This window comes from Streptomyces venetus (assembly GCF_039540295.1).
Taxonomy (GTDB): domain Bacteria; phylum Actinomycetota; class Actinomycetes; order Streptomycetales; family Streptomycetaceae; genus Streptomyces; species Streptomyces venetus.
This window is the reverse complement of the sequence record NZ_BAABET010000002.1, coordinates 1,044,404-1,071,367: the sequence shown is the minus strand read 5'-3', so window position 1 is coordinate 1,071,367 and position 26,964 is coordinate 1,044,404. Positions and strand designations below refer to the sequence as shown.

The 26,964-nt window shown below is 71.8% G+C and carries 26 protein-coding genes and 1 rRNA gene; 19 read left to right on the top strand and 8 right to left on the bottom strand.

From position 1 onward, the window contains the following. The 10 genes from rrf to ABEA82_RS09815 all read left to right on the top strand — a co-directional run. A 5S ribosomal RNA gene (gene rrf / locus ABEA82_RS09860) occupies positions 1 to 78 on the top strand; the annotation flags it as partial. Positions 79 to 140: 62 nt separating this feature from the next. Continuing rightward, complete coding sequence (locus ABEA82_RS09855) at positions 141 to 785, top strand: HAD family hydrolase (RefSeq protein ID WP_345660972.1); 645 nt, start codon at positions 141 to 143, stop codon at positions 783 to 785. A gap of 68 nt (positions 786 to 853) precedes the next feature. Then, positions 854 to 1,573, top strand: coding sequence for a VC0807 family protein (locus ABEA82_RS09850; RefSeq protein ID WP_345660971.1), 720 nt, complete (start codon positions 854 to 856; stop codon positions 1,571 to 1,573). An 82-nt stretch (positions 1,574 to 1,655) separates the two neighbouring features. Then, positions 1,656 to 2,885, top strand: a complete 1,230-nt coding sequence (locus tag ABEA82_RS09845) for an MFS transporter (protein ID WP_345660970.1) — start codon at positions 1,656 to 1,658, stop codon at positions 2,883 to 2,885. Beyond that, a complete protein-coding gene (locus ABEA82_RS09840; protein ID WP_345660969.1) occupies positions 2,836 to 4,008 on the top strand; it encodes an acetoin utilization protein AcuC in 1,173 nt (390 codons plus the stop codon). The genes ABEA82_RS09845 and ABEA82_RS09840 overlap by 50 nt, the downstream gene beginning before the upstream one ends. Positions 4,009 to 4,095: 87 nt before the next feature. After that, positions 4,096 to 4,911: a phosphatase gene (locus tag ABEA82_RS09835; RefSeq protein ID WP_345660968.1), complete on the top strand. Its 816-nt coding sequence runs from the start codon at positions 4,096 to 4,098 to the stop codon at positions 4,909 to 4,911. Between the two features lie 129 nt (positions 4,912 to 5,040). Then, positions 5,041 to 5,253: a helix-turn-helix domain-containing protein gene (locus tag ABEA82_RS09830; RefSeq protein WP_004984898.1), complete on the top strand. Its 213-nt coding sequence runs from the start codon at positions 5,041 to 5,043 to the stop codon at positions 5,251 to 5,253. Between the two features lie 154 nt (positions 5,254 to 5,407). Further along, positions 5,408 to 5,506, top strand: a complete 99-nt coding sequence (locus ABEA82_RS09825) for a 30S ribosomal protein bS22 (RefSeq protein ID WP_003948845.1) — start codon at positions 5,408 to 5,410, stop codon at positions 5,504 to 5,506. 201 nt (positions 5,507 to 5,707) lie between these two features. Further along, entirely contained in the window at positions 5,708 to 6,769 is a 1,062-nt protein-coding gene (locus ABEA82_RS09820) for an NAD-dependent epimerase/dehydratase family protein (RefSeq protein WP_345660967.1), read from the top strand. A gap of 14 nt (positions 6,770 to 6,783) precedes the next feature. After that, positions 6,784 to 7,839, top strand: a complete 1,056-nt coding sequence (locus ABEA82_RS09815) for a lysophospholipid acyltransferase family protein (RefSeq protein ID WP_345660966.1) — start codon at positions 6,784 to 6,786, stop codon at positions 7,837 to 7,839. A gap of 62 nt (positions 7,840 to 7,901) precedes the next feature. Here the strand turns inward: ABEA82_RS09815 and ABEA82_RS09810 are convergent, their stop codons facing one another. From ABEA82_RS09810 to ABEA82_RS09800, 3 genes are all read right to left on the bottom strand, one after another. Continuing rightward, complete coding sequence (locus ABEA82_RS09810; protein ID WP_345660965.1) at positions 7,902 to 9,149, bottom strand: DUF5667 domain-containing protein; 1,248 nt, start codon at positions 9,147 to 9,149, stop codon at positions 7,902 to 7,904. Between the two features lie 236 nt (positions 9,150 to 9,385). Then, positions 9,386 to 10,156 (bottom strand): ECF subfamily RNA polymerase sigma factor, BldN family, encoded by a 771-nt coding sequence (locus ABEA82_RS09805; protein ID WP_003992051.1) that lies wholly within the window; start codon positions 10,154 to 10,156, stop codon positions 9,386 to 9,388. A 349-nt stretch (positions 10,157 to 10,505) separates the two neighbouring features. Then, positions 10,506 to 11,423 (bottom strand): HAD family hydrolase, encoded by a 918-nt coding sequence (locus tag ABEA82_RS09800; protein ID WP_345660964.1) that lies wholly within the window; start codon positions 11,421 to 11,423, stop codon positions 10,506 to 10,508. Positions 11,424 to 11,593: 170 nt separating this feature from the next. Between ABEA82_RS09800 and ABEA82_RS09795 the strand changes: the two genes are divergently transcribed. The 5 genes from ABEA82_RS09795 to ABEA82_RS09775 all read left to right on the top strand — a co-directional run bounded on the left by ABEA82_RS09795 (position 11,594) and on the right by ABEA82_RS09775 (position 17,294). Next, positions 11,594 to 11,863, top strand: a complete 270-nt coding sequence (locus ABEA82_RS09795; RefSeq protein WP_345660963.1) for a glutaredoxin family protein — start codon at positions 11,594 to 11,596, stop codon at positions 11,861 to 11,863. 313 nt (positions 11,864 to 12,176) lie between these two features. Beyond that, positions 12,177 to 12,938 (top strand): redox-sensing transcriptional repressor Rex, encoded by a 762-nt coding sequence (locus ABEA82_RS09790; RefSeq protein WP_345660962.1) that lies wholly within the window; start codon positions 12,177 to 12,179, stop codon positions 12,936 to 12,938. Then, positions 12,935 to 14,635, top strand: coding sequence for a glutamyl-tRNA reductase (locus ABEA82_RS09785; RefSeq protein ID WP_345660961.1), 1,701 nt, complete (start codon positions 12,935 to 12,937; stop codon positions 14,633 to 14,635). Before ABEA82_RS09790 ends, ABEA82_RS09785 begins: the two co-directional genes overlap by 4 nt. Next, positions 14,632 to 15,591 carry a hydroxymethylbilane synthase gene (gene hemC / locus ABEA82_RS09780; RefSeq protein ID WP_345660960.1) on the top strand — a complete coding sequence of 320 codons (960 nt, stop codon included), beginning with the start codon at positions 14,632 to 14,634 and terminating at the stop codon, positions 15,589 to 15,591. The genes ABEA82_RS09785 and hemC overlap by 4 nt, the downstream gene beginning before the upstream one ends. Further along, on the top strand, positions 15,588 to 17,294 hold the full coding sequence (locus ABEA82_RS09775) for a bifunctional uroporphyrinogen-III C-methyltransferase/uroporphyrinogen-III synthase (RefSeq protein WP_345660959.1): 1,707 nt from the start codon (positions 15,588 to 15,590) through the stop codon (positions 17,292 to 17,294). The genes hemC and ABEA82_RS09775 overlap by 4 nt, the downstream gene beginning before the upstream one ends. 121 nt (positions 17,295 to 17,415) lie before the next feature. Here ABEA82_RS09775 and ABEA82_RS09770 read toward each other — a convergent pair whose 3' ends face one another. Continuing rightward, positions 17,416 to 18,804, bottom strand: a complete 1,389-nt coding sequence (locus ABEA82_RS09770; protein WP_345660958.1) for an FAD-binding oxidoreductase — start codon at positions 18,802 to 18,804, stop codon at positions 17,416 to 17,418. Between the two features lie 303 nt (positions 18,805 to 19,107). Here ABEA82_RS09770 and hemB point away from each other — a divergent pair, with 303 nt between their 5' ends. Further along, positions 19,108 to 20,106 carry a porphobilinogen synthase gene (hemB, locus tag ABEA82_RS09765; protein WP_345660957.1) on the top strand — a complete coding sequence of 333 codons (999 nt, stop codon included), beginning with the start codon at positions 19,108 to 19,110 and terminating at the stop codon, positions 20,104 to 20,106. Between the two features lie 6 nt (positions 20,107 to 20,112). Here the strand turns inward: hemB and ABEA82_RS09760 are convergent, their stop codons facing one another. Continuing rightward, positions 20,113 to 20,817, bottom strand: coding sequence for a DUF4232 domain-containing protein (locus ABEA82_RS09760; RefSeq protein ID WP_345660956.1), 705 nt, complete (start codon positions 20,815 to 20,817; stop codon positions 20,113 to 20,115). A 229-nt stretch (positions 20,818 to 21,046) separates the two neighbouring features. On the opposite strand from ABEA82_RS09760, the gene ABEA82_RS09755 reads away from it, so the two are divergent. Next, positions 21,047 to 22,447: a helix-turn-helix domain-containing protein gene (locus ABEA82_RS09755; protein ID WP_345660955.1), complete on the top strand. Its 1,401-nt coding sequence runs from the start codon at positions 21,047 to 21,049 to the stop codon at positions 22,445 to 22,447. A gap of 9 nt (positions 22,448 to 22,456) precedes the next feature. Here the strand turns inward: ABEA82_RS09755 and ABEA82_RS09750 are convergent, their stop codons facing one another. Beyond that, positions 22,457 to 22,813: a hypothetical protein gene (locus tag ABEA82_RS09750; RefSeq protein WP_425588499.1), complete on the bottom strand. Its 357-nt coding sequence runs from the start codon at positions 22,811 to 22,813 to the stop codon at positions 22,457 to 22,459. An 85-nt stretch (positions 22,814 to 22,898) separates the two neighbouring features. Between ABEA82_RS09750 and ABEA82_RS09745 the strand changes: the two genes are divergently transcribed. Continuing rightward, the gene (locus tag ABEA82_RS09745; protein ID WP_345660953.1) at positions 22,899 to 23,801 is read left to right on the top strand and encodes an SAM-dependent methyltransferase; all 903 of its coding nucleotides are present in this window, start codon (positions 22,899 to 22,901) and stop codon (positions 23,799 to 23,801) included. Positions 23,802 to 23,913: 112 nt separating this feature from the next. Continuing rightward, on the top strand, positions 23,914 to 25,137 hold the full coding sequence (locus ABEA82_RS09740) for an aminotransferase-like domain-containing protein (protein WP_345660952.1): 1,224 nt from the start codon (positions 23,914 to 23,916) through the stop codon (positions 25,135 to 25,137). On the opposite strand, the gene ABEA82_RS09735 is transcribed toward ABEA82_RS09740, so the two are convergent. Next, on the bottom strand, positions 25,134 to 25,991 hold the full coding sequence (locus ABEA82_RS09735; RefSeq protein WP_345660951.1) for a helix-turn-helix domain-containing protein: 858 nt from the start codon (positions 25,989 to 25,991) through the stop codon (positions 25,134 to 25,136). The genes ABEA82_RS09740 and ABEA82_RS09735 overlap by 4 nt on opposite strands. Continuing rightward, positions 25,988 to 26,746 carry a peptidoglycan-binding protein gene (locus ABEA82_RS09730; RefSeq protein WP_345660950.1) on the bottom strand — a complete coding sequence of 253 codons (759 nt, stop codon included), beginning with the start codon at positions 26,744 to 26,746 and terminating at the stop codon, positions 25,988 to 25,990. Before ABEA82_RS09730 ends, ABEA82_RS09735 begins: the two co-directional genes overlap by 4 nt. Positions 26,747 to 26,964 lie beyond the last annotated feature (218 nt).

The window sequence follows — 26,964 nt, the reverse complement described above, 5'->3', positions numbered from 1 at the left end:
CCGAACCCGGAAGCTAAGCCTTACAGCGCCGATGGTACTGCAGGGGGGACCCTGTGGGAGAGTAGGACGCCGCCGAACAATTTTTGGGAAAACCCCCGCACCTTACGGTGCGGGGGTTTTCTGCGTTTAGGCTCAAACCCATGCGCTATGACCTCGTGATCTTCGACAACGACGGCGTACTCGTCGACAGCGAGCCCATCTCCAACCGGTTGCTCGCGGCGTACCTCACCGAGCTGGGGCACCCCACCTCCTACGAGGAGTCCATTCGGGACTACATGGGGTCGGCGATGCACCGGATTCACGAGCTGGTCCTGGAGCGGACGGGGCAGCGGTTGCCGGAGGACTTCGACGACGTCTTCCACACGCGGGTGTTCGCGGCCTTCGAGCAGGAGCTACAAGCCGTGGCCGGGGCCCGCGAGGTGCTGGAGAAGCTGGCCATGGACGGGGTGCCGTTCTGCGTGGCCTCCTCCGGGAGTCATGAGCGGATCCGGGTGGGGCATCGGACGACCGGGCTCGACCGGTGGTTCGACGAGGGACGGATCTTCAGTTCGCAGGACGTGGGGCGAGGAAAGCCGGCTCCCGACCTGTTCCTGTACGCGGCCGAGCGGATGGGGGTCCCGCCGGAGCGGTGTGTCGTCGTCGAGGACAGTCCGCTGGGGGTGCGGGCGGCCGTCGCGGCCGGGATGGACGTGTACGGGTTCACCGCGATGACGTCCCCGGAGAAGCTCGTGGGAGCTACTCGACTCTTCCCCGAGATGGCGGAGTTGGCCGACCTGCTCGTCTGACATCTGTCATACGGAGGTCCGGACGATCGTTTCTACTGGTGCCGGTCGCCGGACGGCACTCTGAGGGCATGACGACGAAGACGAGCGACACGCAGACGGGCAAGCCGAACCACTTCCTGCCGCTGATCCTGGACGTGGCCGTCCCCATCGGGGCGTACTACCTGCTCAAGGACGGCTTCGGGATGAGCACCTTCGCGGCGCTGGCCTGGAGCAGCGTCGCCCCGGCCGTGCGGACCGCGTGGACCGCGGTCACGGAGCGAGTGGTCAACGGGATCGCCGGCCTCATCCTGGTCGTGAACGTCGTCTCGCTGGCGCTCGGCTTCGTGTCCGGTGATCCACGGCTGATGCTCGCCAAGGACAGTGCCGTCAGCAGCACTGTGGGGATCGGGATCCTGGTGTCCGTCGTGCTGGGGCGGCCGATGATGACCGCCGGGCTCAAGCCGTTCCTGGTCAAGAACGCGGCCAAGGAGGCCGCCTGGGGGCGGCTGATGGACGGGACCGCGGCGGCGTCGGCGGACTTCCGGCGCAAGGAGCGGGTCTTCTCGACCGTCTGGGGAGGGGTGCTGCTCGCGGAGTGCGTCGTGCGGATCGTGGGGGCGTTCACCGTGCCGGTGGACACCATGGTGTGGCTCGGGTCGGTCGTCCTCGTCGCTGCTGTGGGGACCGGGATCGTGGTCGGTGGCGCGTTCGGTGCCGGGCCCATGGAGCGGATGCTCAGCGCGGAGGCCGAGGCCGGGGCCGCCGCGGGCGGTGAGCCCAGGGCGGTCGAGCCGGCCCTGGCCGCTTGAGCCGAACCACGGCAGAGGTGAGGCAAATTCATCTTTGGCTGGATCTACCCACGGGTAAGCCAGGGGCCCTACGCTCGCGGCCATGACTGATGTGCTGCGGCGCGGCAGGGCCTCGTTGGCGTTCGGCTTCGGTGTGCAAGGGGTCGCCTTCGCTCTGCTCGTGACGCGGATTCCGGCCATCCAGGACCGGTACGGGGTCTCCGACGCGCTGCTGCCGGCCTTCCTGGCCGCTGTGCCGATCCTCGCCGGGATCGGGAGCGTGAGCACCGAGCGGCTGGTGCGGCGGGTGCCGCCGAGCCGGTTGCTTCGGTGGTCCCAGCCCGTCGTGCTGCTGGCGCTGCTCGGGGTCGGGGCCGGGGAGCGGATGGTCGAACTGGGTGTCGCGCTCGCGGCGTTCGGGCTCGCCGTCGGGGTGCTGGACGCGTCGATGAACATGCTCGGGGTGAGCCTTCAGCGGGCGTACGGGCGCAGCATCATGCTCAGCTTCCACGCGGCGTACAGCCTGGGCGGGATCGTCGGGGCCTCGCTGGCGTGGGTGGGGGCGCACTGGGATCTGGCGTTGTGGGTGTCGTATCTGCCGGTCGTGCTGGTGCTGCTGCCGGCGGTGCTGGTGGGGAGCCGGTGGTACGTCGACGACCGGGGCGGGGCACCCGGGGCGGAGGAGAAGGCGGGGGATTCGGGCGCGCAGGGGCGGGCTGTCGTCTTCAAGTGGCTGTTGCCGCTGTGCCTGGTGATGACCTTCGCGTACATCGGGGACTCGACGGTCTCCAACTGGAGTGCCAAGTATCTCCAGGACGTGCTGGGGAGCTCGGAGCAGCTGGCGACCGTGCCGTACAACGTGTACATGGTCACGACGCTGCTGGGGCGGGCGATCGGGGATCTGGGGGTGCGGCGGTTCGGGGCGGTGGCGGTCGTGCGGGCCGGGGCGCTGGTGGCGGCGGGTGGGTTCGCCGTGGTGGCGGGGGCGCCCGGGGCGTGGGTCGGGATGCTGGGGTTCACGCTGGTGGGCCTGGGGTTGTGTGTGCTGGTTCCGCAGACGTTCGCGGCGGCGGGCAGGCTGTTCCCGGGGGCTTCGGATGCGGCCGTGGCGCGGCTGAACGTCTTCAACTATGTGGGGTTCCTGATCGGTTCGCCGTTGGTCGGTGCGCTGGGGGACCTGTGGAGCTATCGCGGGGCGATGCTGGTGCCGATGGTGTTGGTGCTGGTGACGCTCGTGTACGCCCGGTCGTTCGCTGCTCAACCGGACCGATACGGTGGCGGGCATGAGCGGTCGCGCACAGCTGATGTGGGACGAGGCGGTAACGGGCTATGACTTCGGTCCGGGGCATCCGATGGACCCCGTCCGGCTCGCCCTGACCCGGAGACTGGTCGATGCCTTCGGGCTGGACCGTGAGGTGGATGTGGTCGCCGCGAAGGCGGCCGGGGAGTCGACGCTGCGGCTCGTCCACCGGGAGGACTACATCGGGGCGGTGAAGGCCGCGTCGGTGGATCCGGGGGCGGCGGACCAGTCGTACGGGCTGGGGACGCTGGACGATCCGGCGTTCGCGGGGATGCACGAGGTGTCGTCGCTGATCGCCGGGCAGTCGGTGGGGGCGGCGGAGGCGGTGTGGCGGGGTGAGGCGCTGCACGCGGTGAACTTCGCGGGCGGGCTGCACCACGCGATGCCGGGCGGTGCGTCCGGGTTCTGCATCTACAACGACGCGTCGCTGGCGATCGCGCGGCTGCTGGAGCTCGGGGCGGAGCGGGTGGCGTACGTCGATGTCGACGTGCATCACGGGGACGGGGTGCAGGCGGCGTTCTGGGAGGACCCGCGGGTGCTGACGATCTCGCTGCACGAGCATCCCCGGACGCTGTTCCCGCAGACGGGGTGGCCGGAGGAGACCGGGGCGGACTCGGCGGAGGGGTCGGCGGTGAACGTGGCGCTGCCGGCGGGGACGGGGGACGCCGGGTGGCTGCGGGCGTTCCACGCGGTGGTGCCGGAGCTGATCGCGGACTTCCGGCCGCAGGTGCTGGTGACGCAGCACGGGGCCGATACGCACTTCGAGGATCCGCTGGCGCATCTGGCGGTGTCGCTGGACGCGCAGCGGGCGGTGCAGGTGGCCTGTCACGATCTGGCGCACGCGTACGCGGACGGGCGGTGGGTGGCCCTGGGCGGGGGTGGTTACGCCGTGGTGGACGTCGTCCCGCGGTCGTGGACGCATCTGGTCGGGATCGCGGCGGGCCGGGCGGTGGAGCCCGAGGCGGTGATCCCGGAGGGCTGGCGGCAGGAAGTGTTCGCGCGGACGCGGCAGTTGGCCCCGGCGCGGATGACGGACGGGCGCTGGCCCGTCGCCTGGATGGGCTGGGAGGAGGGCTACGACCCGGCGGACCGGCTGGATCAGGCGGTGCTGGCGGCCAGGCGGGCGGTCTTTCCGCTGCGGGGGCTGCTGGCCTGAGCGGATCGGGGTGCCGTCGGTAGGCCGACCGTGCGGTGTTCCCCGGTTCGCGGGACAGCCGGGGTCCGGGTCGCGCACGATTTTTTAGTGCTGACCCCCGAAGCCCTTCGTGCGCACCTGGTGGGTGCGCGTCTCGCCGGGACGGTGGCCACGTCCCGGGAGGAGAGCCTGCGGAGCTACCGGCTGTTCGCTGCCCGGGATCCCCGGGTGCTGCTCGGGATCGATCCCGAAAGGTCCTGGAGGCAGCGGGATTTGATCGACCTGATGGCGGACCGGTGCGGGGTTTCGGTCGACTATCGTCATACTTCCGGCCAGGACGTGATCGATCCGGAGAAGACGCTGAGCGCGCTGGACGCCTTCGCGGAACGGCTCGCCGGGGCCGCCCGGCGCCGCGCACCGGTGCTGCTCGGCACCGGGCATCCGCACCGGCTGCTCGGTTTCTACGCCGCTCTGGCAGACGCGCTGTCGGCGGCGGGGTGTGAGGTCCTCACCCCCGCGCAGGGTCGCTGTGTCGACATAACGACCCGGTTCGGCCTACGTACGTACAACCTCGACTACGTACGAGGAGTCGCGCTGGTACGGGCGCCCGGCGGGAAACGCCCCGGTTGTGAGCCCGGCGCGCATACGCACTCCCCTCTCCCGGTTCGTACCGTGCTGGCCGTCGCCGCGGAGGCCGGCGGGCCCCTTCCCGAGCTGGTGATCGGGGACCACGGGTGGGTCTGCGGAGCAGGTCAGCTGGGGTTCGAGGCCATCGGTCCGGCCGATACGGACGACCCCGCGCCGTTCGTGGGGCAGGCCGAGGGGTCCGTGTCCGTCGTCGTTCCACTTGATGACGGCGTGCGGTCTGATTACTACCTGCCGCTTACCCGCTACGTACTCAATCGGGCGTGTCTGTCACAGTAGGCCGCCGATGGGTGCACCTCTTCCCCACTCGCATCACTGGCACCTACATTGGGGAGTGAGCACGCAGCGACGAAGAGTCACCGGAAGGGGAAGCCGGTGGCCGTCGAGTGCGGAAGGTTCAGGTGTGTCATGGCTGCAGCTGGCGAGAGGCCTCTGAACGAGGTTCAGTTCCTTACCGTGGCGGAAGTCGCCTCGGTGATGCGAGTGTCGAAGATGACCGTGTACCGCCTGGTGCACAGCGGTCATCTGCCCGCGATCCGTGTGGGGCGGTCCTTCCGCGTCCCGGAGCAAGCGGTTCACGAGTACCTCCGCGAGAGTTACGTGGGGGTGGAAACCGCCTGACGGCTGGGCCGGGGCGATTCTCACAGGGCACTTCGGGATCCCCCGGCCTCCTCGATTACGACCTCAGCGCTCGGACGGGTAGGCTGGCCCCTCGTAGGTCGTATGGGCCCATGGCGCCCAAACACCGAGTGATGAGAAGTGAGCGAGGGTAGTCGTGGGCTCTGTTATCAAGAAGCGGCGCAAGCGGATGGCGAAGAAGAAGCACCGCAAGCTGCTCAAGCGCACGCGCGTCCAGCGTCGCAACAAGAAGTAAGTTCGCGACGCGGACGCCGCGAGAGCGTTGCTGTGGCCCCCCACTTAACGGTGGGGGGCCACACGTGTATCGGCTCGTACGTCCGGCTGCTTTGGTCACTTCGCGCATCGGGCGGTCATCACAGCGCAACAGCGACCCGCTAAGTTGGCCCCACGGGGGAACGCGGCGGGGGCGAGATGTTCTGGAAGGAAGGCGCTGATCTTGGGCAAGGTCGTGCTCGTCACCGGAGTGGCCCGCCAGCTGGGGGGCCGGTTCGTCCGGCGGATCCAGCGTGACCCCGACGTGGACCGCGTCGTCGGGGTGGACGCGGTGCCGCCCGAGCACCATCTGGGCGGTGCGGACTTCGTCCAGGCCGACATCCGGCAGCCCGGGATCGCGCGGGTGCTCGCCGAAGCGGGCGCCGACACGGTCGTCCACCTGGACGTGACGGGCACGCCGCTGGGCAGCGGCAACCGGGCCTCCCTGAAGGAGACCAACGTCATCGGCACCATGCAGCTGCTCGGTGCCTGCCAGAAGTCGCCCGCCGTGCAGCGGCTGGTCGTGAAGTCCAGCACGAACGTCTACGGGTCCGCGCCCCGCGACCCGGCCGTGTTCACCGAGACGACCCCGCCCAAGTCGCTGCCGAGCGGCGGCTTCGCCAAGGACACGGTGGAGGTCGAGGGCTACGTCCGCGGGTTCGCGCGCCGGCGGCCCGACGTGGCGGTGGCCGTGCTGCGGTTCGCCAACATCCTCGGCCCGACCGCGGACACCCCGCTCGCCTCGTACTTCTCGCTGCCGGTCCTGCCGACGGTGTTCGGCTACGACCCGCGACTGCAGTTCGTGCACGAGGACGACGTGATCGAGGTGCTGCGGATCGCCTCGCACGAGCCGCGGCGGGGCACGCTCAACAGCGGCACCTTCAACATCGCCGGTGACGGCGTCCTGCTGCTCTCCCAGTGCTCCCGGCGCCTGGGCCGCCCGACCGTGCCCCTGTTGCTGCCCGTCGTCACCTGGGCGGGCTCGCTGGTGCGTACGCTGGGCATGACGGACTTCTCGCCCGAGCAGATCCGGCTGCTGACCCACGGCCGGGTCGTCGCCACGGGCCAGATGCGCGAGACGCTGGGATTCCAGCCCAAGTACACGACAGCGGAGACGTTCGCGGACTTCGCACGCAGCCAAGGCCCCGGACTTGTTCCGCCGGAGGCCCTTGCCGGGGCCGTCGACCGGATCGCCGCGCTGCCCCTCGCAGGCGGCGGTCACACCCCGACGCAGAGCGCCAACTGAGGAGCGCATCAACGATGGCGGATGCCAAGGTCATTCCGTTCGACGACGACCGGTCCCGCGGGAGCGCCGCACAGCGCCCCCAGCGTCGCCGGAGCGGGGGGAGCCGCCGCCCGGGCACGGAGTCCGCGCCGGTGCGTGAGGTGCAGCCCCTGCCCACCAGGGCCGTTCCGCAGGATGATGTTCCTGTGACGTCCGATGAACAACCGCCGGAGGGGTCCGGGGGTGGCGACGGCGGCCTGGAACGGCGTATCGCGAGCGGCCTGGCCTTCCTGCGCCGCCGCCTCACCGGGGACTACGAGGTCGACGACTTCGGCTACGACGAGGAACTGACCGACCAGGTCCTGATGTCCCTGCTGCGGCCGCTGTACGACACGTACTTCAGGGTCGAGGTGAAGGGCGTCGAGAACATCCCGTCCGAGGGCGGCGCGCTGATCGTGGCGAACCACTCCGGGACGCTGCCGATGGACGGCCTGATGATGCAGGTCGCCGTGCACGACAACCACCCGGCGGGCCGGCATCTGCGGCTGCTGGCCGCCGATCTGGTGTTCATGCTGCCGGTGGTCAACGAACTGGCCCGCAAGCTCGGCCACACCCTGGCGTGCGCCGAGGACGCGGCGCGGCTGCTGGAGCAGGGCGAACTGGTCGGGGTGATGCCGGAGGGCTTCAAGGGCCTCGGCAAGCCCTTCGCGGACCGCTACAAGCTCCAGCGCTTCGGTCGCGGCGGCTTCGTCTCCACGGCACTGCGCGCCGGGACACCGATCATTCCCTGCTCGATCGTCGGGGCCGAGGAGATCTACCCGATGATCGGCAACGCCAAGACCGTGGCCCGGCTGCTGGGATTCCCGTACTTCCCGATCACGCCGACCTTCCCGTGGCTCGGGCCGCTCGGGGCGATTCCGCTGCCGACCAAGTGGACGATCCAGTTCGGCGAGCCGATCCCCACGGACGGCTATCCGCCGGAGGCGGCCGAGGACCCGATGCTGATGTTCAACCTGACCGACCAGGTCAGGGAGCAGATCCAGCACACGCTGTACAAGCTGCTGGTGCAGCGGCGGTCGGTCTTCTTCTGAGCCCGCGGGCATGACAGTGGGGGGGGCGCCGAGGGGCGCCCCCCCCACTGCGGTACGGCCGTCTAGTTCGCGTCCTCGTTGTCGATGTCCAGCCCGGGCAGCAGGCCGGGCAGGAGCGGCGGGAGTGTCACGTTCGGCTTGGGGACGGACGGGGTGCCCTCCGCCGACGGGGAGGTGCTCGCCTCGCTGTCCTTCGGCGTGTCGAGCAGGCCGCCGGTGTTGCCGCCGAGCAGGCCGTCGCTCTCGCTGCCGGAGCCGGCCGGGCGGCTGGGGCTGCCGCTGCCCGTGCGGCCCTTGTTGGTGTTCTTGCCGCTGCTCTTGCTGGGGCGGGCCGACCGGTCGGTGGCCGAGGAGCCGGTGGGGGCCGACTCGGAGGCGCCCCGGTGCCTGCCTCCGCCGCCGCTTGGGGCCGGAGGCTCGGGCAGCAGGGAGCGCAGCGGGGCGACGTCCTCCTCTATGGCGTCGAACACCGACGACACCTGGTCGCCGACGTCCCCGAGCTGGACGGGGAGTTTCTCGCGCAGTTCGCCCCAGGCCTGGCGGTGGGAGCGGGAGAACGCGGACAGGGCCTGGATGGGGCCCAGGGAGTCCGGGTCGTGCTGGTACGCCTCGCTCAGCAGCCGGTGGCCTTCCGACGCGTCGTGCCGCATGCCGGACAGGGCGCGGCGGATCTCGCCGAGGGACTCGTGGTCCAGGGGGCCGCTGCGGCCGCGCTCCATCAGGCGGCGGGCTTCGCTGAGCCGGGTGGAGGCGTGGTCGAGGTAGACCCGCCCGCGCTCGTCGGCGCCGTCGGCCAGGCCGAGTTTGACGTCCTCGATGCCGCGCTTGAGGCCGTAGAGCGAGTCGCCGGGCAGGGCGTCGGAGCTGGCCGCGGAGACTCCGCCGAGGGCGCTCGCGGCGACGCCGACGCTGAGCCCGCCCGCGGTGAGGCCCTTGGCGAGCCGGGAACGCGGCCGGTACTTCTTCAGTGAGTTCGCGCGGTGGGCGCCCCGGGCCCGGGGGGAGCGCTGCTCGGGGACCGCGCGGTCCGTCGCCCCGCCTCCGACGGTGCCCTCCTGGAGCATGGCCTCGAAGGCTGCCACCAACTGGGCCCGCTGGACGACCTTGACCTCCGGGTCGAGCTCCGGTCTGGGCAGCGTCTCGAGACCGGAGGCGAGCGCCAGCAGGCGTGCCTGTTCGGTCTGTTCCGCAGCGGCCGGCGCCGGTGCCGGTCCTTCGGGCTGCTCGGCCGCCGTGCCCTGCTCGGACTGCTCCTGAAGGGCCTGGGCGAAGGCGTTCGCCCGCCGGTGCGCCGATACGTTCGCGATCACTGGCGGCACCTCCTCTCGTCATGACGGTCGACTCCCCAGGGGGTCCTGAGGGTTGCACACCCCGACCACGACCGCGCGATCGAGTGACCGGAGTCGGCCAGGGGGTGACCACAGGGAGTCTGCATCCCGCACAACGAGCGGCTCGGCACTTGGGTTACGGACCCCGGATGATCCGATGCCGAAGTCAACAGACTTTCACGGAGCGTGAGTTGGCGGTGGCGGAGGGTGTGCTCCGGTCAGCGGGCGTCTTCCGGGAGAAGCCGGGCGAGGGTACGGACGGCCCGGTACTGGAGGGTCTTGATGGCGCCCTCGTTCTTGCCCATCACGCGGGCGGTCTCGGCGACGGAGAGGCCCTGGAGGAAGCGGAGCGTCACGCACTCCTGCTGCTGGGGGTTGAGCCGCCGTACGGCGTCGAGCAGGGCGGCGTTGGAGAGGGATTCCAGGACGGAGTCCTCGGGGGAGCGCTCGACCTCGTTGGCGTCGAGCATCTCGCCGGTGGTGACCTCGAGGCGGAAGCGGCTGGACTTGAAGTGGTCGGCGACGAGGTTGCGGGCGATGGTGACGAGCCAGGCGCCGAAGTCGCGGCCCTGCCAGGTGAAGGTGCCGATGCGGCGCAGGGCCCGCAGAAAGGTCTCGCTGGTGAGGTCCTCGGCGGTCGCCTTTCCTCCGACCCGGTAGTAGATGTACCGGTAGACGGTGTCGCTGTACTGGTCGTAGAGGCGGCCGAAGGCGTCGGCCTCGCCGGCCTGGGCGCGCTCCACGAGGTCCATCATCCGGGCGCTGTCGCTGTCCGCCGCGGGCCGGCGGGCGGTGGCCGCCCCGGACGGGCGGCCTCGTCTGCCGACCGCGGCGCTGCCGTCGGCCAGTGCGTAGCACGGGCCGACGGGCGCGGCGGCGGCGAATGCGGGGACGGCGTACGCGGTGGGGACGAAGCCGCGCAACAGGTCGAGGACCGTTGCGCGCAGCGTAGCCAGGCCCGAGGCGTCAACCCCGACGTGTGGGTACACGGGACTCCCAGAGGCAGAGCTTCCATCACGTGCAGTACGGGACCTTTCACCCGTCGTAGCGACGGAGGGGTACCGGATTGCGTCTGAGGAGAATAACGCTTCGTACAGGCCCTGCTACACCGAGTTGCTCAAATCATCGATTACGTCGCTTCCGTAACCGATTGACGCCGGATCAAGCGCCAGAGCGTGAACGCTTGTTGATCGAAATGGTTCGGATTGGGGTCGAGTCCAGGGCGTGTTGTGGCCGTGTGCAGCCAAGAGGACTGGACGCGAGGTTGTGGGGGTACGCCAGTTGGATTTACGGGGCGTGTCATCCCGTAAACGATGGTGTCCCGGATTGATCGCCTCGTCAGCGGCGGCGGCGGTGCAGGGCGATCGCCGCCGCCGTGCCGCCGGCGACCGCGCCGACACCGGCCGCGGCGGGGATGCCGACCTTGGCCGCCTTGCGGCCGGTGCGGTAGTCGCGCAGGCGCCAGTCGAGCTCCCGGGCGTGCTTGCGCAGCTTGGAGTCCGGGTTGATGGCGTAGGGGTGGCCGACCAGCGAGAGCATCGGGATGTCGTTGTGCGAGTCGCTGTAGGCGGCGCAGCGGCCCAGGTCCAGGCCCTCCGCCGCCGCCAGGGCGCGGACCGCCTCGGCCTTCGCGGGGCCGTGCAGCGGTTCGCCGACCAGCTTGCCCGTGTAGACGCCGTCGACGGACTCGGCGACGGTGCCGAGGGCGCCGGTCAGGCCCAGGCGGCGGGCGATGACCTGGGCGATCTCGACCGGGGCCGCCGTCACGAGCCACACCTTCTGGCCCGCGTCCAGGTGGGCCTGGGCCAGGGCCCGGGTGCCGGGCCAGATGCGCTCGGCCATGTACTCGTCGTAGATCTCCTCGCCGATCGACTGGAGCTCGGCGACGCGGTGGCCCTTGACGATGGACAGGGCCGAGTCGCGGGCCTCCTGCATGTGCTCGGGGTCCTCGACCCCGGCCAGCCGGAACCAGGCCTGCTGCCAGGCGAACTTCGCCAGCTCGCGTGTCTCGAAGAACTTCCGTTTGTACAGGCCACGGCCGAAGTGGAAGAGGGCGGCGCCCTGCATGACGGTGTTGTCCAGGTCGAAGAAGGCGGCGGCCCGGTCGTCGCCGTGGACCGGGAACTGCGGTTCCTCGGTCGTGCCGGCAGCCTCCTGTGAGGACTTGCGTGCTGCCTCCGCCGAGGCCTCGCCTGCCAAAACGCTCCGCGCCGTGGCGGAGCGCCTACGGGGAGTGAGCCATCCAAGAGCGGCCATGGCGTGAGCATAGCCAGTTTGTTCGGGGGTTCCGGAGTCGAGAGGTTTGGAGCGTGTGAACTCTCGGCGTGCGTGTCGTTAAAGAGGCCGCGCGGGACGGAGCCGGTCGGCGTGTCCCCTGGCCCGTCGCGAGGGTGTCCCTCGTTCACGGGCGCGCGACAATGGCCGACATGAGTCCCCTCTTTCGCCGCAAGCCCCCCGGGGAACGGCTCGTCACGCTGATCCGGAAGCCCGGCTGCCATCTGTGCGATGACGCGCAGGTCGTCGTGGAGAAGGTGTGCGGGGATCTCGGAGTCCCCTGGGAGGGGAAGGACATCACCGAGGACCAGGAACTGCACGACCGGTACTGGGAGCAGATCCCGGTCGTGCTGGTGGACGGCAGGCAGCACACCTTCTGGCGCGTGAACGAGGACCGCCTGCGCAAGGCGCTCACCGAGTGAGGCCGGCCGGTGACGCGACTGACCGACCAGTCCAAAGCGGTCGCCAGGTCGCTTAGGATCGACGGGAACTGGTCTCGGGGGCGGGATGCATGGAGGAGAGTGTGCGGTTTTGCCCCCAGGAGTGAAGGAACGGCGGTGCTCGTGCGCCGGTTCCCCACGAATGCGCCGGGGGTGCGTGAGCCCGGTCACGTTGGCCGGGCAAATCGGACACCATCTTTGTGCACGCGTTCACAAAGACATAGCCTGCATTCGACGGGGCGGTCATGTAGGGACGTATGACCGCCTACAGCCCCGCTCTACCCGCAGGAGCACCGTGGCAACTGGCCGAACTCACCGACCGGCGACCCGCAGCCGAGGGATTCCCGAGGCCACCGTCGCCCGGCTTCCGCTGTACCTCCGCGCCCTGACCGCGCTGTCGGAGCGCTCGGTCCCCACGGTCTCCTCCGAGGAGCTCGCGGCCGCGGCGGGGGTCAACTCCGCGAAGCTGCGCAAGGACTTCTCCTACCTCGGCTCCTACGGGACCCGGGGTGTCGGCTACGACGTCGAGTACCTCGTCTACCAGATCTCCCGCGAGCTGGGCCTCACCCAGGACTGGCCGGTCGTGATCGTCGGTATCGGTAACCTCGGCGCCGCCCTGGCCAACTACGGCGGCTTCGCCTCCCGTGGGTTCCGGGTCGCCGCGCTGATCGACGCCGATCCCGCCATGGCGGGCAAGCCCGTCGCCGGGATCCCCGTGCAGCACTCCGACGACCTGGAGAAGATCATCCAGGACAACGGCGTGTCGATCGGTGTCATCGCCACCCCCGCCGGTGCCGCCCAGGCGGTCTGCGACCGGCTCGTGGCCGCCGGTGTCACCTCCATCCTGAACTTCGCGCCGACCGTGCTGTCCGTCCCGGACGGTGTCGACGTGCGCAAGGTGGACCTCTCCATCGAGTTGCAGATCCTCGCCTTCCACGAGCAGCGCAAGGCCGGGGAGGAGGCCGCCTCCGACGGTGGCGTCCCGGCCGCCGCCGCTCGCAGCCGGTCCGCCGACCAGGGGCCTGACGGGGACATGCCCGCCGTGATGCCGGCATGAGCCTCCTCGTCGTCGGACTCAGCCACCGCAGCGCCCCGGTCAGCGTGCTGGAGCGGGCCTCGTTCAACCCGGACGCGCAGGGAAAGCTGCTCCAGGACACGGTCGCCGCCGAACCGGCCGCCGAGGCCGCGGTGCTCGCCACCTGCAACCGCATCGAGCTCTACGCCGACGTGGACAAGTTCCACGCCGGTGTCGCCGAGCTGTCCACGCTGCTCGCCCAGCACAGCGGGGTCGGCCTGGAGGAGCTCACTCCTTATCTCTACGTGCACTACGAGGACCGGGCCGTCCACCACCTGTTCTCGGTGGCGTGCGGGCTGGACTCGATGGTCGTCGGCGAGGGCCAGATCCTCGGCCAGATCAAGGACTCGCTGGCCCGCGCGCAGGACCTGCACACCGCCGGCCGCCTCCTGAACGACCTGTTCCAGCAGGCCCTCAGGGTCGGCAAGCGCGCCCACTCCGAGACCGGCATCGACCGCGCCGGCCAGTCCCTGGTCACCTTCGGCCTGGAGCAGCTGGCCGCGGGCGGCGACGTGGAGACCTGGGCCCGGGGCAAGAAGGCCCTGGTCATCGGCGCCGGGTCGATGTCCTCCCTGGCCGCCGCCACGCTGGCCCGGGCCGGGGTCGCCGAGGTCGTCGTCGCCAACCGCACCTTCGACCGCGCCGAGCGGCTCGCCCGGATACTCACCGAGGGCGACGACACGGACGTGCTGGCCCGCGCGGTACCGATGGAATCGGTGCCGGTCGAGCTGACACGTGCCGACATCGCCGTCTCCTGTACCGGCGCGACCGGCCTGGTCCTGACGGCCGAGTCGGTCGCCGCCGCGGTGGAGGGACGCACCGGACAGCCCGCCGCCGAGATCGAGGACGACCGGCGTACGGTGCCCCGGCAGGACGCGCTGCCGCCCACCTCCGTCGGCAACGACGAGAACTGCCCGCTCGACCTGGCCGCCGTGCAGCCCGGCTTCTCCGTCATGGGGGAGGCCGCCGTGGCCGGCATGGACGCCGCCACGCTGGAGCAGCACGCCGCATGGGTCGCCGGCGGCACCGTCGACCGCCGGGAGGGCGCCCGCGGCGGCCCCGAGGCCGACGCCGAGCTGATCGGCGCGCTCGCGGCGACCGCGGCCACCGTCGGGCGGATCCCCGAGCGGCGCCGGCCCGAGCCGGTCGACCAGCCGCGGCGGCCCGAGCCCGTGCTCTTCCTGCTCGACCTGGCGATGCCGCGCGACATCGACGCGGCCGTGCACCGGCTGGCCGGGGTGCGGCTGGTGGACATCGAATCGCTGGCGGAGGCATCCGCGGGCGCTCCGATGGCTGCCGATGTGGACCAGGTCCGGCGTATCGTCTCCGACGAGGTCGCGGCCTTCGGGGCAGCACTGCGGGCCGCGCACATCACACCGACCGTGGTCGCCCTGCGCACCATGGCCGCCGATGTCGTGGCCAGCGAGATCGCCCGCCTGGACGGGCGGCTGCCGGGCCTCGACGACAAGCACCGAGCGGAGATCACCCAGACCGTGCGGCGCGTGGTCGACAAACTGCTCCACGCGCCGACCGTACGGGTCAAGCAGCTCGCGGCCGAGCCCGGCGGAGCCGGGTACGCGGACGCGCTGCGGACCCTGTTCGACCTCGACCCCGAGACGGTGGCCGCCGTCTCCCGGGCCGAGGACAGCACCACCCAGAAGGACCGAGGCCCGGCATGACCAACACAGCGCTGAGGCTCGGTACCCGGCGGAGCAAGCTCGCCATGGCCCAGTCCGGGCAGGTGGCCGAGGCCGTGCGCCGGGTGACCGGGCGGCCCGTCGAGCTCGTCGAGATCACCACGTACGGCGACGTCTCGCGCGAGCAGCTCGCGCAGATCGGCGGCACCGGCGTGTTCGTGACCGCCCTGCGCGACGCTCTGCTCAAGGGCGAGGTCGACTTCGCGGTGCACTCCCTGAAGGACCTGCCGACCACGCAGCCCGACGAACTCGTCGTGGCCGCCGTGCCCGTGCGGGAGGACCCGCGGGACGTGATCGTCGCCCGGGACGCGCTGAAGTTGACCGACCTGTCCAGCGGGGCCCGCATCGGTACGGGTTCGCCGCGCCGGACGGCGCAGCTCAACGCGTACGCGCGCGGCCACGGCCTGGACATATCCACGGTCCCGATCCGCGGCAACGTCGACACCCGCATCGGGTACGTGCGCAGCGGAGAACTCGACGCCGTCGTACTGGCCGCCGCCGGACTGAACCGGATCGGCCGGGGCGACGAAGTGACCGACTTCCTGTCGGTCGACACAGTTTTGCCCGCCCCCGGCCAGGGGGCCCTGGCGATCGAGTGTGCCGCGGGCAACGCGGACCTCGTCGCCGCGCTCGCCGAACTCGACGACCCGTTCACGCGGGTCGCCGTAACGGCCGAGCGATCACTGCTCGCCGCCCTGGAGGCCGGCTGCAGTGCCCCTGTCGGGGCGCTGGCCGACCTGCTGGCCGACGGGCAGATTGTCAAGGAAATGCGCCTGCGCGCCGTCGTCGGGACGACCGACGGCACGCGCACGGTGCAGCTGTCCACCACCGGTCCCGTGCCCGAGACGCACGACCGGGCAACGGCGCTCGGTCGCGAACTCGCGGCCGAGATGCTCGCCCAGGGCGCGGCCGGTCTGATGGGGGAGCGAGCACATTGAGCCCCACCACCCTTTCCGCCGGTCCTGAACACGGGCACGTCACCTTCCTGGGTGCCGGACCCGGAGATCCGGGACTGCTGACTCTGCGCGCCGTGGAGGCGCTGGCGAACGCGGACGTCCTCGTCGCCGAGCACGAGGTGCTCGACGTCGTACGTCAGCACGCCAGGCAGGGCGTCTCCGAAGTGGACACGGACTCGGATCCTGCGAAGGAGCCGACTCCGGGCACAGGAGCGCCCCAGCTCACGGTTGTTGACGGTACGTCAACCGCCGTGGCCGCCCCCGCGGTGCGGGATGCCGCACATCTTGTCATGGAGGCCGCGCGGGGCGGCAGGCGGGTCGTACGTGCGGTGTCCGGCGACCCGGGCCTCGACACGTACGCCGCCGAGGAGATGCTGGCGTGCGCCGCCGCCGGGGTGCCCTTCGAGGTCGTCCCCGGTATCGCGAGCGCGGTCGGTGTGCCCGCCTACGCCGGTGTGCCGCTGCGCGACGCGCAGGGCGCGGACGTGCGGTTCGTGGACGCGCGGACGGCGTCGGACCGGTGCTGGACGGAGGTCGGCGCGTCGGACGGCACGGTCGTGGTGTCCACCACGCTGGACTCCGTCGCCGCCGCGGCCGGCGAGCTCGTCTCCGCGGGCCGCAAGCCGGACACCCCCATGACGGTCACCGTCGCCGGCACGACCACCCGGCAGCGCACCTGGACCGCCACGCTCGGCACGATCGCGCAGACGCTGAAGCAGGCCAAGGTACTGCCCTCGCCGGAGGGCGGCCGGCCGGTGATAGCCGTGGTCGGTGAGCGTTCCGCCGCCGCCCAGCGCGACCAGCTCGCGTGGTTCGAGTCCAAGCCGCTGTTCGGCTGGAAGGTGCTCGTGCCGCGGACCAAGGAGCAGGCGGTGTCGCTCTCCGACCAGCTGCGGTCGTACGGGGCCGTGCCGCACGAGGTGCCGACGATCGCCGTCGAGCCGCCGCGCACGCCCCAGCAGATGGAGCGGGCGGTCAAGGGGCTGGTGACGGGCCGCTACGAGTGGATCGCCTTCACCTCGGTGAACGCGGTCAAGGCCGTGCGGGAGAAGTTCGAGGAGTACGGGCTCGACGCCCGTGCCTTCGCGGGCATCAAGGTCGCGGCCGTGGGCGAGCAGACGGCCAAGGCGCTGATCGCCTTCGGCGTGAAGCCGGACCTGGTGCCGAGCGGCGAGCAGTCCGCCGCCGGGCTGCTGGAGGACTGGCCGCCCTACGACCCGGTCTTCGACCCGATCGACCGGGTGTTCCTGCCGCGTGCCGACATCGCCACGGAGACGCTGGTCGCCGGGCTCATCGAGCTCGGCTGGGAGGTCGACGACGTCACGGCCTACCGGACCGTGCGGGCCTCGCCGCCGCCGGCGGAGACGCGGGAGGCGATCAAGGGCGGTGGCTTCGACGCCGTTCTCTTCACCTCGTCGTCGACCGTGCGGAACCTGGTCGGTATCGCCGGCAAGCCGCACAACGTCACCGTGATCGCCTGCATCGGCCCGGCCACGGCCAAGACCGCCGAGGAGCACGGCCTCCGGGTGGACGTCATGGCCCCGGAGCCGTCCGTACTGAGGCTCGCGGAGGCGCTGGCGGACTTCGGCGCGAAGCGGAGAGCAGCCGCTGTGGAGGCCGGGGATCCGGTCACCCGTCCGAGTGAGCGGAGGCCGGGGGCGCGGCGGCGGCGTTCTACGACCTGAGGTGGGCGGAGTGCTCCGGGTCTCCCGAGCGCTCCGCATCACCGTCGCGCACTGACAGCGCGTGTGCGGCCCGTACCCGGGAACTCTGGGTGCGGGCCGCGCCGCTCGGGGCCGTGTGCGGCTACGCCGGTGTCACCGCGTGGCCGTAGCGGAGCAGGTTGGCCGGGTCGTAGGTGGCCTTGTCGTGGCGCAGGCGGGCGTAGACCTCCGGGGTCCAGGCGCGGGCGCGGTCCTGTTCGTCGCCCGGCGTGCCGTGGATGTTGACCATGGTGTGGCCGGTGCCGTAGGGGGCCATCGCGGTGTAGAGGCGGCGCGTCGCCTGTTCGACGGCTTCGGCCACGGGCGGGGCGGGCATGAGCCCGACCGACTCCATGAAGTACCGGGCGTCGCGTGCGCAGACGGCGTCCTCGACGAGGGCCGGGCGGGACAGCGCGCCGCCCATGTGGCGCAGCGAGGCCACCAGCAGGGGGTGGTCGGCGCCGGCCGCGGGGCCGACCTGCTCCAGGAACGCGCTGAGGGCGTCGGCGGGCAGGTCGCGCAGGAGCAGGCAGCACTCCCGGGCGGGGAGCGGGTCCTGCGGTTCCATGTGGATGCGGTCCATGGCCGTGACGTCCATCTCCTCGACCGTGTCGACGGCCACGGGGGCGGCGTCGCGGAGCGGGGCGATCAGTGCCTCGCCCTCGGCCGGGTCGCCCGGCCAGGTGATCGCGACGCGTGCCCAGAAGCCGCCGCGCAGGGGTTCCGGGATCTGAGGGATGGGCGGCAGGCGCAGCATGGAGAACATGCTGCCCATCTCGTCCGGGACGGTACGGGTCCAGTCCGCCCAGGCCCGGAGCAGGGGCTCCGCGTGTTCGCCCGGGCTGTGGATGCCGCCGCCGTAGAGGCGGGGGACGGGGACCAGTTCGGTGACGAGTGAGGTGACCACGCCCACGTTGCCCTTGCCGCCGCGCAGGGCCCAGAACAGCTCCGGTTCCTGCTGCGGGTCCGTTTCGCGCAGGTGGCCGTCCGGGGTGACGACCTGGAAGGAGCGGACCAGGTCGGCGGCGTAGCCGTAGGCACGGCCGAGGACGGGGAGTCCGCCGCCGAGGGTGTAGCCGATGACGCCCGCGTCGGTGGAGGTGCCGCACAAGCCCGCGAGGCCGTGGGGGGCGGCTGAGGCCAGGACGTCGCTCCACTTCGCGCCTGCGGCGACGGTGGCGGTGCGGGTGGTGGGGTCTGTCTCCACGTCCGTCATGCGGGACGTGTTGATCAGGAGGCCCTGTTCGATGGGGAAGTTGGCGCCGTGGCCGGTGGCCTGGACGGCGACGGGGGTGCCGGTGGCTTTCGCCCAGCGCATGGCGGTGACGATGTCGTCCGGGCCGGTCGCTCCTATGACGACGTCGGGTGTGTGGAGCGCGGACAGGTTGAAGCCGGTGACCTCGTCGGCGTAGGCGGGGTCGCCGGGGCGTAGGACCGGGCCGTTGATCTCCGAGAGGGCGAAGAGGTCGGGGGTGCCGTGGATGGTGGTCATCGCGGCCTCCGCGGGGGTGGGTACGGAGGGTTGGACTTTCAGGATGGACCTGGGTGGGTGGGGGCGCACTGTGGGCCGTGGTGCTGTGGGCTTCGGTGGTGCTGTGGGCTTCGGTGGCGCTCGGCGTTGGGGCTGAGGGCGGGGGGTTGCGCAGCCCGGCGGTGCGGGGTGCCGCTGCGCCCACCCGTGCCGCCCCAGCGGCACGACTGCCCGCAGCTCCGGGCGGCAGCGACTGCCCGCAGCGCGGGTGGGCCGACATGGCGTCGGCATCGGGGCGTTCGGGGCGGGCGTAGCGTAGAAGGCATGACGACGTACGGATCTTTTCCCGGTACTAGGCCGCGGCGTTTGCGGAGTAACCCCGTCATGCGTCGGATGGTCGCCGAGACCAGGCTGCACCCCGCCGATCTGATTCTTCCGGCGTTCGTGCGGGAGGGCGTCAGCGAGCCCGTGCCGGTCACGACGATGCCCGGGGTCGTGCAGCACACGCGCGACAGCCTGAAGAAGGCCGCCGCCGAGGCGGTCGCGGCCGGGGTCTCCGGGATCATGCTGTTCGGCGTGCCGGAGGAGTCGAAGAAGGACCCGCAGGGGACGCCCGGGACCGATCCGGACGGGATTCTGCAGGTCGCCCTGCGGGACGTGCGGGCCGAGGTCGGTGACGAGCTGCTCGTCATGTCCGACCTGTGCCTCGACGAGACCACCGACCACGGGCACTGCGGTGTGCTGGACGCCCAGGGGCGGGTCGACAACGACGCGACCCTGGAGCGGTACGCCGAGATGGCCCAGGTGCAGGCCGACGCCGGAGCCCATGTCGTCGGGCCCAGCGGGATGATGGACGGCCAGATCGGTGTCATCCGTGACGCCCTCGACCAGATCGGGCGGGAGGACGTCGCCATCCTCGCCTACACCGTGAAGTACGCCTCCGCCTTCTACGGGCCCTTCCGGGAGGCCGTCGCCTCCTCCCTCCAGGGCGACCGGAGGACGTACCAGCAGGACCCGGCGAACGTACGGGAGTCCATGCGGGAGCTCGCCCTCGACCTCGAGGAAGGGGCCGACATGGTGATGGTCAAGCCCGCCGGTCCCTACCTGGACATCCTCGCCCGGGTCGCCGACGCCGTGGACGTGCCCGTGGCCGCCTACCAGATCTCCGGCGAGTACTCGATGATCGAGGCCGCCGCCGAGAAGGGCTGGATCGACCGCGACCGGGCGATCCTGGAGACCCTGACCGGTATCCGGCGGGCCGGCGCCCGGAACATCCTCACCTACTGGGCCACCGAGGTGGCCCAGAAGCTGAACCGTCAGTAGGACGGGTCAGTACGACAGCGCCTCGTCCATGTCCCGCAGCCAGTAGGTGACCGTCAGCGAGCTGTCGTAGTACACGCCCTTCGCGGGCAGCTTGGGGAGCGCGGAGGGGCCGCCGCTGCTGTTAGGCGTGCGGCCCTGGAAGCCGACCGTGAGCTTGTGGCTGGTGCGGCCGTGCTCGCCGCTGCCGTCGGCCGCCGACAGCATCACGCCCGCGTAGCCGGTCTCGCCGGGGGCCAGAGTCGTCACCGCCTGCGGCTGCGAGTCCTCGACCGGCCGCGGGACCCACTGCATCTCGTCGAAGCGCAGCACCGGGTAGTAGGTGAGGTCGCAGTACTTCGAACCGGTGTTCTTGACCGTGATCAGCATGTGGTTGAGGGGGCGCGCGACCGGCTGGGCCGTGACGGTGGTGTTGGAGCCGTTGCAGGAGACGCGGTTGGCCGGGTCGGCGGGGTCGGTCGGCTTGGCCGCCCGGGCGTTCCCGCCCTTGGCTTCGGTGGTCGTCCCGGAGGCCCCGCCCTTCGCGCCGGTGGCCGTCCCGGAGTTCGCGTCCTTCGCGCCGGTGGCACCGGAGGTCTCCTCGGCCTTCGCGGTGATCGACGACGCCGGCTCGGAGCTCGCGGCCCCCTCGTCCTTCGTGCCCGTACCGTCCTGGCACGCGGTGAGGGCGAGGGCGGCCAGGAGGGCGACGGGCAGAGCGCGGTACTTGCGCATGAGTGGGTTTCCTTTCGGACAAAGGTCGTCGGCATGTGGGGCCCAGCGAGCCGCGCCGACGGTGTGCCGGGAGCGGCGTGCTTGGATGACCAGAGCGTGTGCGCTGGTCCGTCCCGGGCGCCACAGTCGGCGGACGATCAGGGACGCTGGAACGCCCGTACACGCATTGACCAGGGGAAACGACCCTCCCCTGGAACGGGGCAACGGGACACGGGGGGATGGAGGAACGGTGTCGGAAGGCACGGCCGCGGCTGACTTCGCCGCGCTGTTGGGGGAGTTGAAGGAGCGCTCCGGGCTGAGCTACGGGGTGCTCGCCAGGCGGCTCCACATGAGTACGTCGACGCTGCACCGGTACTGCAACGGGGATGCCGTGCCGGCCGACTACGCGCCCGTGGAGCGGCTCGCCCGCCTCTGCAAGGCGTCGCCGGGGGAGCTCGTCGAGCTGCACCGGCGGTGGGTGCTCGCGGATGCCGGCCGGGGGCGCAAGGGTGCACCGGCACCGGCACCGGAACCGGCCCTGGCACCGGAATCGGCCCCGGCACCGGAACCGGCCCCGGCACAGGAACCGGCCCCGGCACAGGAACCGGCTCCGGCACCGGAGGCGGTTGTGCCGGAGGCAGCTGAACCGGTGGCGGCTGCTGCGGAGGAGGGCGTTCCGGACGAGGTCGCGGGGAGCCGTCCGAGACGTCCGCGTCGAGCCCTGCTCGCCGGTGTCGCCGTGGCCGTGGTCCTGGGCGGGGTCGGTCTCGCCGTGGCCGTGCCCTCCGACCGTGGGAACGAGGACGGGCGTGGCGGTTCGGCGGCGGTGTCCGACGCCGGGCGGCGGCCGGACGGCGGCGCGGCCGACTCCGTGTCGCCCTCGGTCAGTTCCTCCTCCGGCACCGGCAAGGACAAGAAGGCCGAGGGGAAGGACGCCCCCTCCAGGACGCCCACCTCGTCCGCCCCCGCCGCCGGCAAGGCCACCGGCGCCGCCCCCGATCGCCCGGGCCGTGCCACGACCGAGGCCGCCGGCCCCGCCCCCCTCACCGTGCACACCACCGCGCACGCCTGGGAGAGCCCCTGTTCCCAGCGCTACCTGGTGAACCGGCCGCCGGGGCAGGTGGGACCGCCGCCGCTGGAGCAGGACGCGCCCGCCTGGGTGGCGGCGACGGGGGCGGTGCCGTCCGGGGAGCAGTTCCTGAAGGTCACCGTGCAGGGCACCGGCAAGGAGACGGTGGTCGTCGACGGGCTGACGGTCCGTATGGCCGGCAAGCGCGCACCACTCGCCTGGAACGACTACGCCATGGGCTACCCGGGCGTCGGCTGCGGCGGCGGCGTTCCGACGCGCTTCTTCACCGTCGCCCTCGATGCCGCGCGTCCCGCGGTGGTCCCCGAGGCGGGGCACCGCGACTTCCCGTACTCGGTGAGCGAGTCCGATCCGGAGGTCTACTACATCCGGGCCGACGCCTCCGCCTACGACGTCAGCTGGTACCTGGAGCTGAGCTGGTCCAGCGGCAGCCGGAAGGGCACGCTGACGGTGGACGACGGGGGCCGGCCCTTCCGCACGAGCGGGAACAACGGGCGCCCGGCCTACGAGTTCCCGTTGGGCGGCGACAAGTGGGTCGAGGCCGGCACCACCGAGCAGTCCTGAACGGCAGTCTCAGTGGAACTCGTGCACCAGCTCGATCCGGCCGACGATGTGGGCGTTGAACTCGTCGAGCTCCTCGGCCGGGACCCACAGTTCGAGGATCGTCTCCCCGCCCGCCTGCTGGACCGGGTACCGGCGCAGGAAGTCGGAGTCGACCTCGAACCGGGTGACGAAGCCGGCGCCGTCGTGCTTGACGTTCCAGTCGCGGGCGATCCTGACGGCGTAGTCCTCGTTGAGGACGGGGTAGAAGATCGGCTGCTCGGGGAGCCGGGGCGGCCAGGCGCGCCAGTCGAGCTCTCGCACCAGGTCCAGTTCCTTGGGGCCGGTGGGACGCCACAGGGTCGTCGTCGCGCGCTCGCTGCTCTGCACGGGCACCATCAAATCACCTGAGCCGTTAGGTTGTTGACCGTCGGTGTGGTTGCTGGTTGAACCACTTACTCTTCAGGAGACGTCCATGACCGGTGACGCCCTCAGTCAGGATCCCGCCGAGCTGCGCAGGAGGATCGACAGCAGCCAGGCGCACCCGGCCCGGGTCTACGACGTCTTCCTCGGCGGCAAGGACCACTACCCCGCCGACCGGGACGCGGCCGCCGCCGCGCTCGCCGCCAACCCGCGCGGGTACCTCGACGTACGGCACAACCGCGACTTTCTGCGCCGCGCGGTGACCACGCTGGTGGAGCAGGACGGGATCCGGCAGTTCCTCGACGTCGGGACCGGGCTTCCGACCGCCGAGAACGTGCACCAGATCGCCCAGCGGACCGAGCCCGGGGCGCGGGTCGTGTACGTCGACAACGACCCGGTGGTGCTGGCGCACGCGCGGGCCCTGCTGACGAGCGGGCCCGAGGGGCGTACGGACTACATCGACGCCGATCTGCGCGAACCGGCCCGCATCCTCGAACAGGCCGCGAAGACCCTGGACTTCGAGCAGCCGGTCGCGCTGTGCCTGGTCGCCGTCCTGCACTTCGTGGCGGACGAGGAGGCGTACCCGCTGGTGCGCGAGCTGCTCGACGCGCTGCCGGCCGGCAGCCGGCTGGTGCTCAGTCACCTCACCGAGGACCTCAACCCGGAGAACATCCGCGCGGTGCAGCGGACGTACACCGAGCGGGGGTTCACCTTCGTGCTGCGCTCCCGGGCCGATGTCGAGCGGTTCTTCACGGAGAACCGGCTGGAGATCGCCGACCCGGGCGTCGTCCCCGCGCACCGCTGGCGGCCCGACGGCGCGGCGCCCGTCCCGGAGCAGCCGGAGGAGTCCTTCCTCGCCGGGCTCGACGACATCGAGAAGGTGCGCTACCACGACATCAACGACGTGACGGACGCCGACATCAACGTGTACGCGGCGATCGGCGCGAAGGGCTGAACAGCGCGCTCAGCGCCCTGCGCGTCCGGATCCCGGAAATCTTCTTGTAGGCAACACGTATTTTCCTAGGCTGCGGGGCACCAGGCCTCACCGCAGCCCAAGGAGCCGTCTCATGACCGTCACCGAGCCAGCGCCCACCCAGTCTCCCGTGCCGCCGCTCGCCGCCCGGGCCCGGTCCGTCGGCGGCTCGCCCGTGCGGGACATCCTCGCCGTCACCGCCCGCCCCGAGGTGATCAACTTCGCGGGCGGGCTGCCGGCGCCGGAGCTGTTCGACGCGGAGGGCATCGCGGCCGCGTACCGCGCGGTGCTCGCCGAGGCGCCCGCGCGGGCGTTGCAGTACTCCACGACCGAGGGCGAGCCCGCGCTGCGGGCCGCGCTGGCCGCCCGTACCACCGCGCGCGGTCTGCCGACCGACCCCGACGACCTGCTCGTCACCACCGGCTCCCAGCAGGCCCTCTCCCTCCTGGCCACCGCACTCCTCGAACCCGGGGACGCCGTCCTCGTCGAGAGCCCCTGCTATCTGGCGGCGCTCCAGGCCTTCGGCTTCGCCGGAGCGCGGGTCGTGGCCGTGCCCGGCGACGAGCACGGCGTCGATCCCGGGGCACTGGAAGAACTCGTGGCGCGCGAACGCCCCAAGCTGCTCTACACCGTGCCCACCTTCCAGAACCCCACCGGCCGCACCCTGCCCGCCGAACGGCGCGCCGCCGTGGCCGCCGTCGCCGCCCGGCGCGGACTGTGGATCGTCGAGGACGACCCCTACGGGGAGCTGCGCTACGAGGGCGAGCGCGTGCCCTGGATCGCCGCCCACCCCGGCGCCGAGGACCGTACGGTGCTGCTCGGCAGCTTCTCCAAGGTCATGGCCCCGGGGCTGCGGCTCGGCTGGCTGCGCGCGCCCGGGGAGCTGCGGCGCGCCTGTGCCGTCGCCAAGCAGGCCGCCGACCTGCACACCCCGACCGTCAACCAGCTCGCCGCGGCCCGGTACCTGGCGGACAACGACCTGGACGCGCACGTCAGCCGGGTCGCCGGGGTCTACCGCGAGCGCCGGGACGCCATGCTGGCGGGCCTCGCCGGGGCGCTGCCCGAGGGGTCGGTCTGGAGCCGGCCCGAGGGCGGCATGTTCCTCTGGGCGCGGCTGCCAGAGCCGTACGACACGACGGCCCTGCTGCCCCGGGTGGTGCGGCAGGACGTGGCGTACGTCCCCGGCGCCCCCTTCTACGCCGGCACACCCGACCGCACGACCCTGCGGCTGTGCTTCGTGACGCAGACGCCGGAGGAGATCGGGGAGGGGCTGCGCAGGCTGGGGGCGGGCCTGCGGGGCGGGACCCCCGGGGTCTAGGGCCGAGGGCGGAACCGCACGCGGGCCTCGAAGCACTCGCGGGCGCCTGCCCTCACCGGACGGAAACAGGCCCGGACGGTCGTGCCGGGGCGGGCCTCGGTCATGGGGGTGAAGACGTACGACTGCGCGGCGACGCCGTCCGTGATCTCGGCGGAGTGCGGGTGGCCTCCGCCGGCCCGGTTCAGCTCCAGGCGGTCGCCGATGCGGGTGCTCCACATCCGGGCCCAGCCGGCCTCGCACGTGTCGCTGTAGCGCAGTTCGAGGTGGGCTCCGGAGGCGGTGCGGTGCGAGGCGAGGGTGAGCGGGGTGACGCCGCACTTCATCGTCATCGGACTCTTGCCCTCGCAGGTGGCTCCACGGCAGCGGGGTGCCGGGGCGGACGTGGGCGGCGGGGACGGGCGGGAGTCGCCGGACTGGCCCGCGAGCAGGACCAGGGCGACGGACAGCCCGCCCGCCGCCAGCGCGCAGACCGAGGCGAGGACCGCCATGAGCCGGCCCCGGCCGGCGCGCCGCCCGGTCTCCGCCTCCGAAAGGCCGGCACGCGCGGTCGCCTCCGGGTCCGTGTCCTCGACCGTGCGCGGCGCCGCCGCCCTGCCGCTCCACTCCGACTCCGCCAGCTCCCACAGCGCGAGACACCGCTCCTCCGGCTCGCCCGCCAGGCGGCACAACTCCTGTACCGCCCGGCGCGGCGGGAGGGTCTTGCCGTTGAGGTAGCGCTCCCAGGACGACTTGCTGAACGTGGTCTTCGTCGCCAGGGCCGCCAGGCTCAGGCCCGTCGCGGTCTTCAGCTCCCGCAGTGCGGAGGCGAGCCGGGCGCGTTCCGGTGGCAGCTCGCCCGGCGGGTTCCGCGTCATTCCCGCAGGGCCTTCCAGGTGTGCGGGCCGATGATGCCGTCCACCACCAGGCCGGACCGCTTCTGCAGCTCCTTGACCGCTTGTTCCGTGTGCGGGCCGAAGATGCCGTCCACGGCGCCCGGCGAGAAGCCCGCCTCGCGCAGCAGGCACTGTGCCTCGGCCACCTCCGGCCCGGCGTTGCCCGTCGCCAGGACGGCCTTCCGGGTGCGGCTGTTGCCCGCGTACCAGCGGCCGTCGATCCGCTGCGCCTTGCAGGTGTACCTGGGCGGCTCCGACTCCTTCGCCGACCCCGGCGCCGTCGAGGCGGACGAGGTGAGAGGGGCCACGGCCGCCTTGCTCTCGCCGTCCGTGAGCCGTACCGCCAGCAGCACCGCGGCGGCGACGGCCAGCACCAGGGCCACCGACCCGGCGACGAGCGTGATGCGCAGCGCCCGGCCGTGCGAGCGGGGCGGGTCGGTCGCGGCCGGTGGTTCCTGCCGCTCCGGCGCCTTTCCCCACGCCTCGGCGGCCACCTCGTGCAGCGCGAGCAGCCGGACCGGGTCGTCACCGCCGAGCCGGGCCATCGCCTCGACGGCCTCCCTGGGCGGGAGCGACCTGCCGGACAGATAGCGCTCCCAGGACGACGTGCTGTAGCCCGTCTTCGCGGCCAGCCGGCGCAGGCTGAGTCCGCCGTGGTCCTTGACCCGGCGTAATCGCACCACCAACTGCCGTACCCGTGGGTCAAGTTCTTCGGGCAGCCCTTTCCAACGCGACATGTTCCCCCCACTCGCGTTCGTGGACCGTGGTCAGCGGTCCCCGTTACCGCCGCATTCTGCACCAGCATCCACGCGCTGCCCCAGACATCGGTTGCGGTCACCTGCCGGTCCCCTACCGATCCGGCCACGGGCGCGCCGGAGGCGTCCCGCCCTGCCGTCCCGGCGCGCGGTGGCGCCGCAGGTCAGCGGGTGGGACGTCCCATGAGGACGTCATTTCG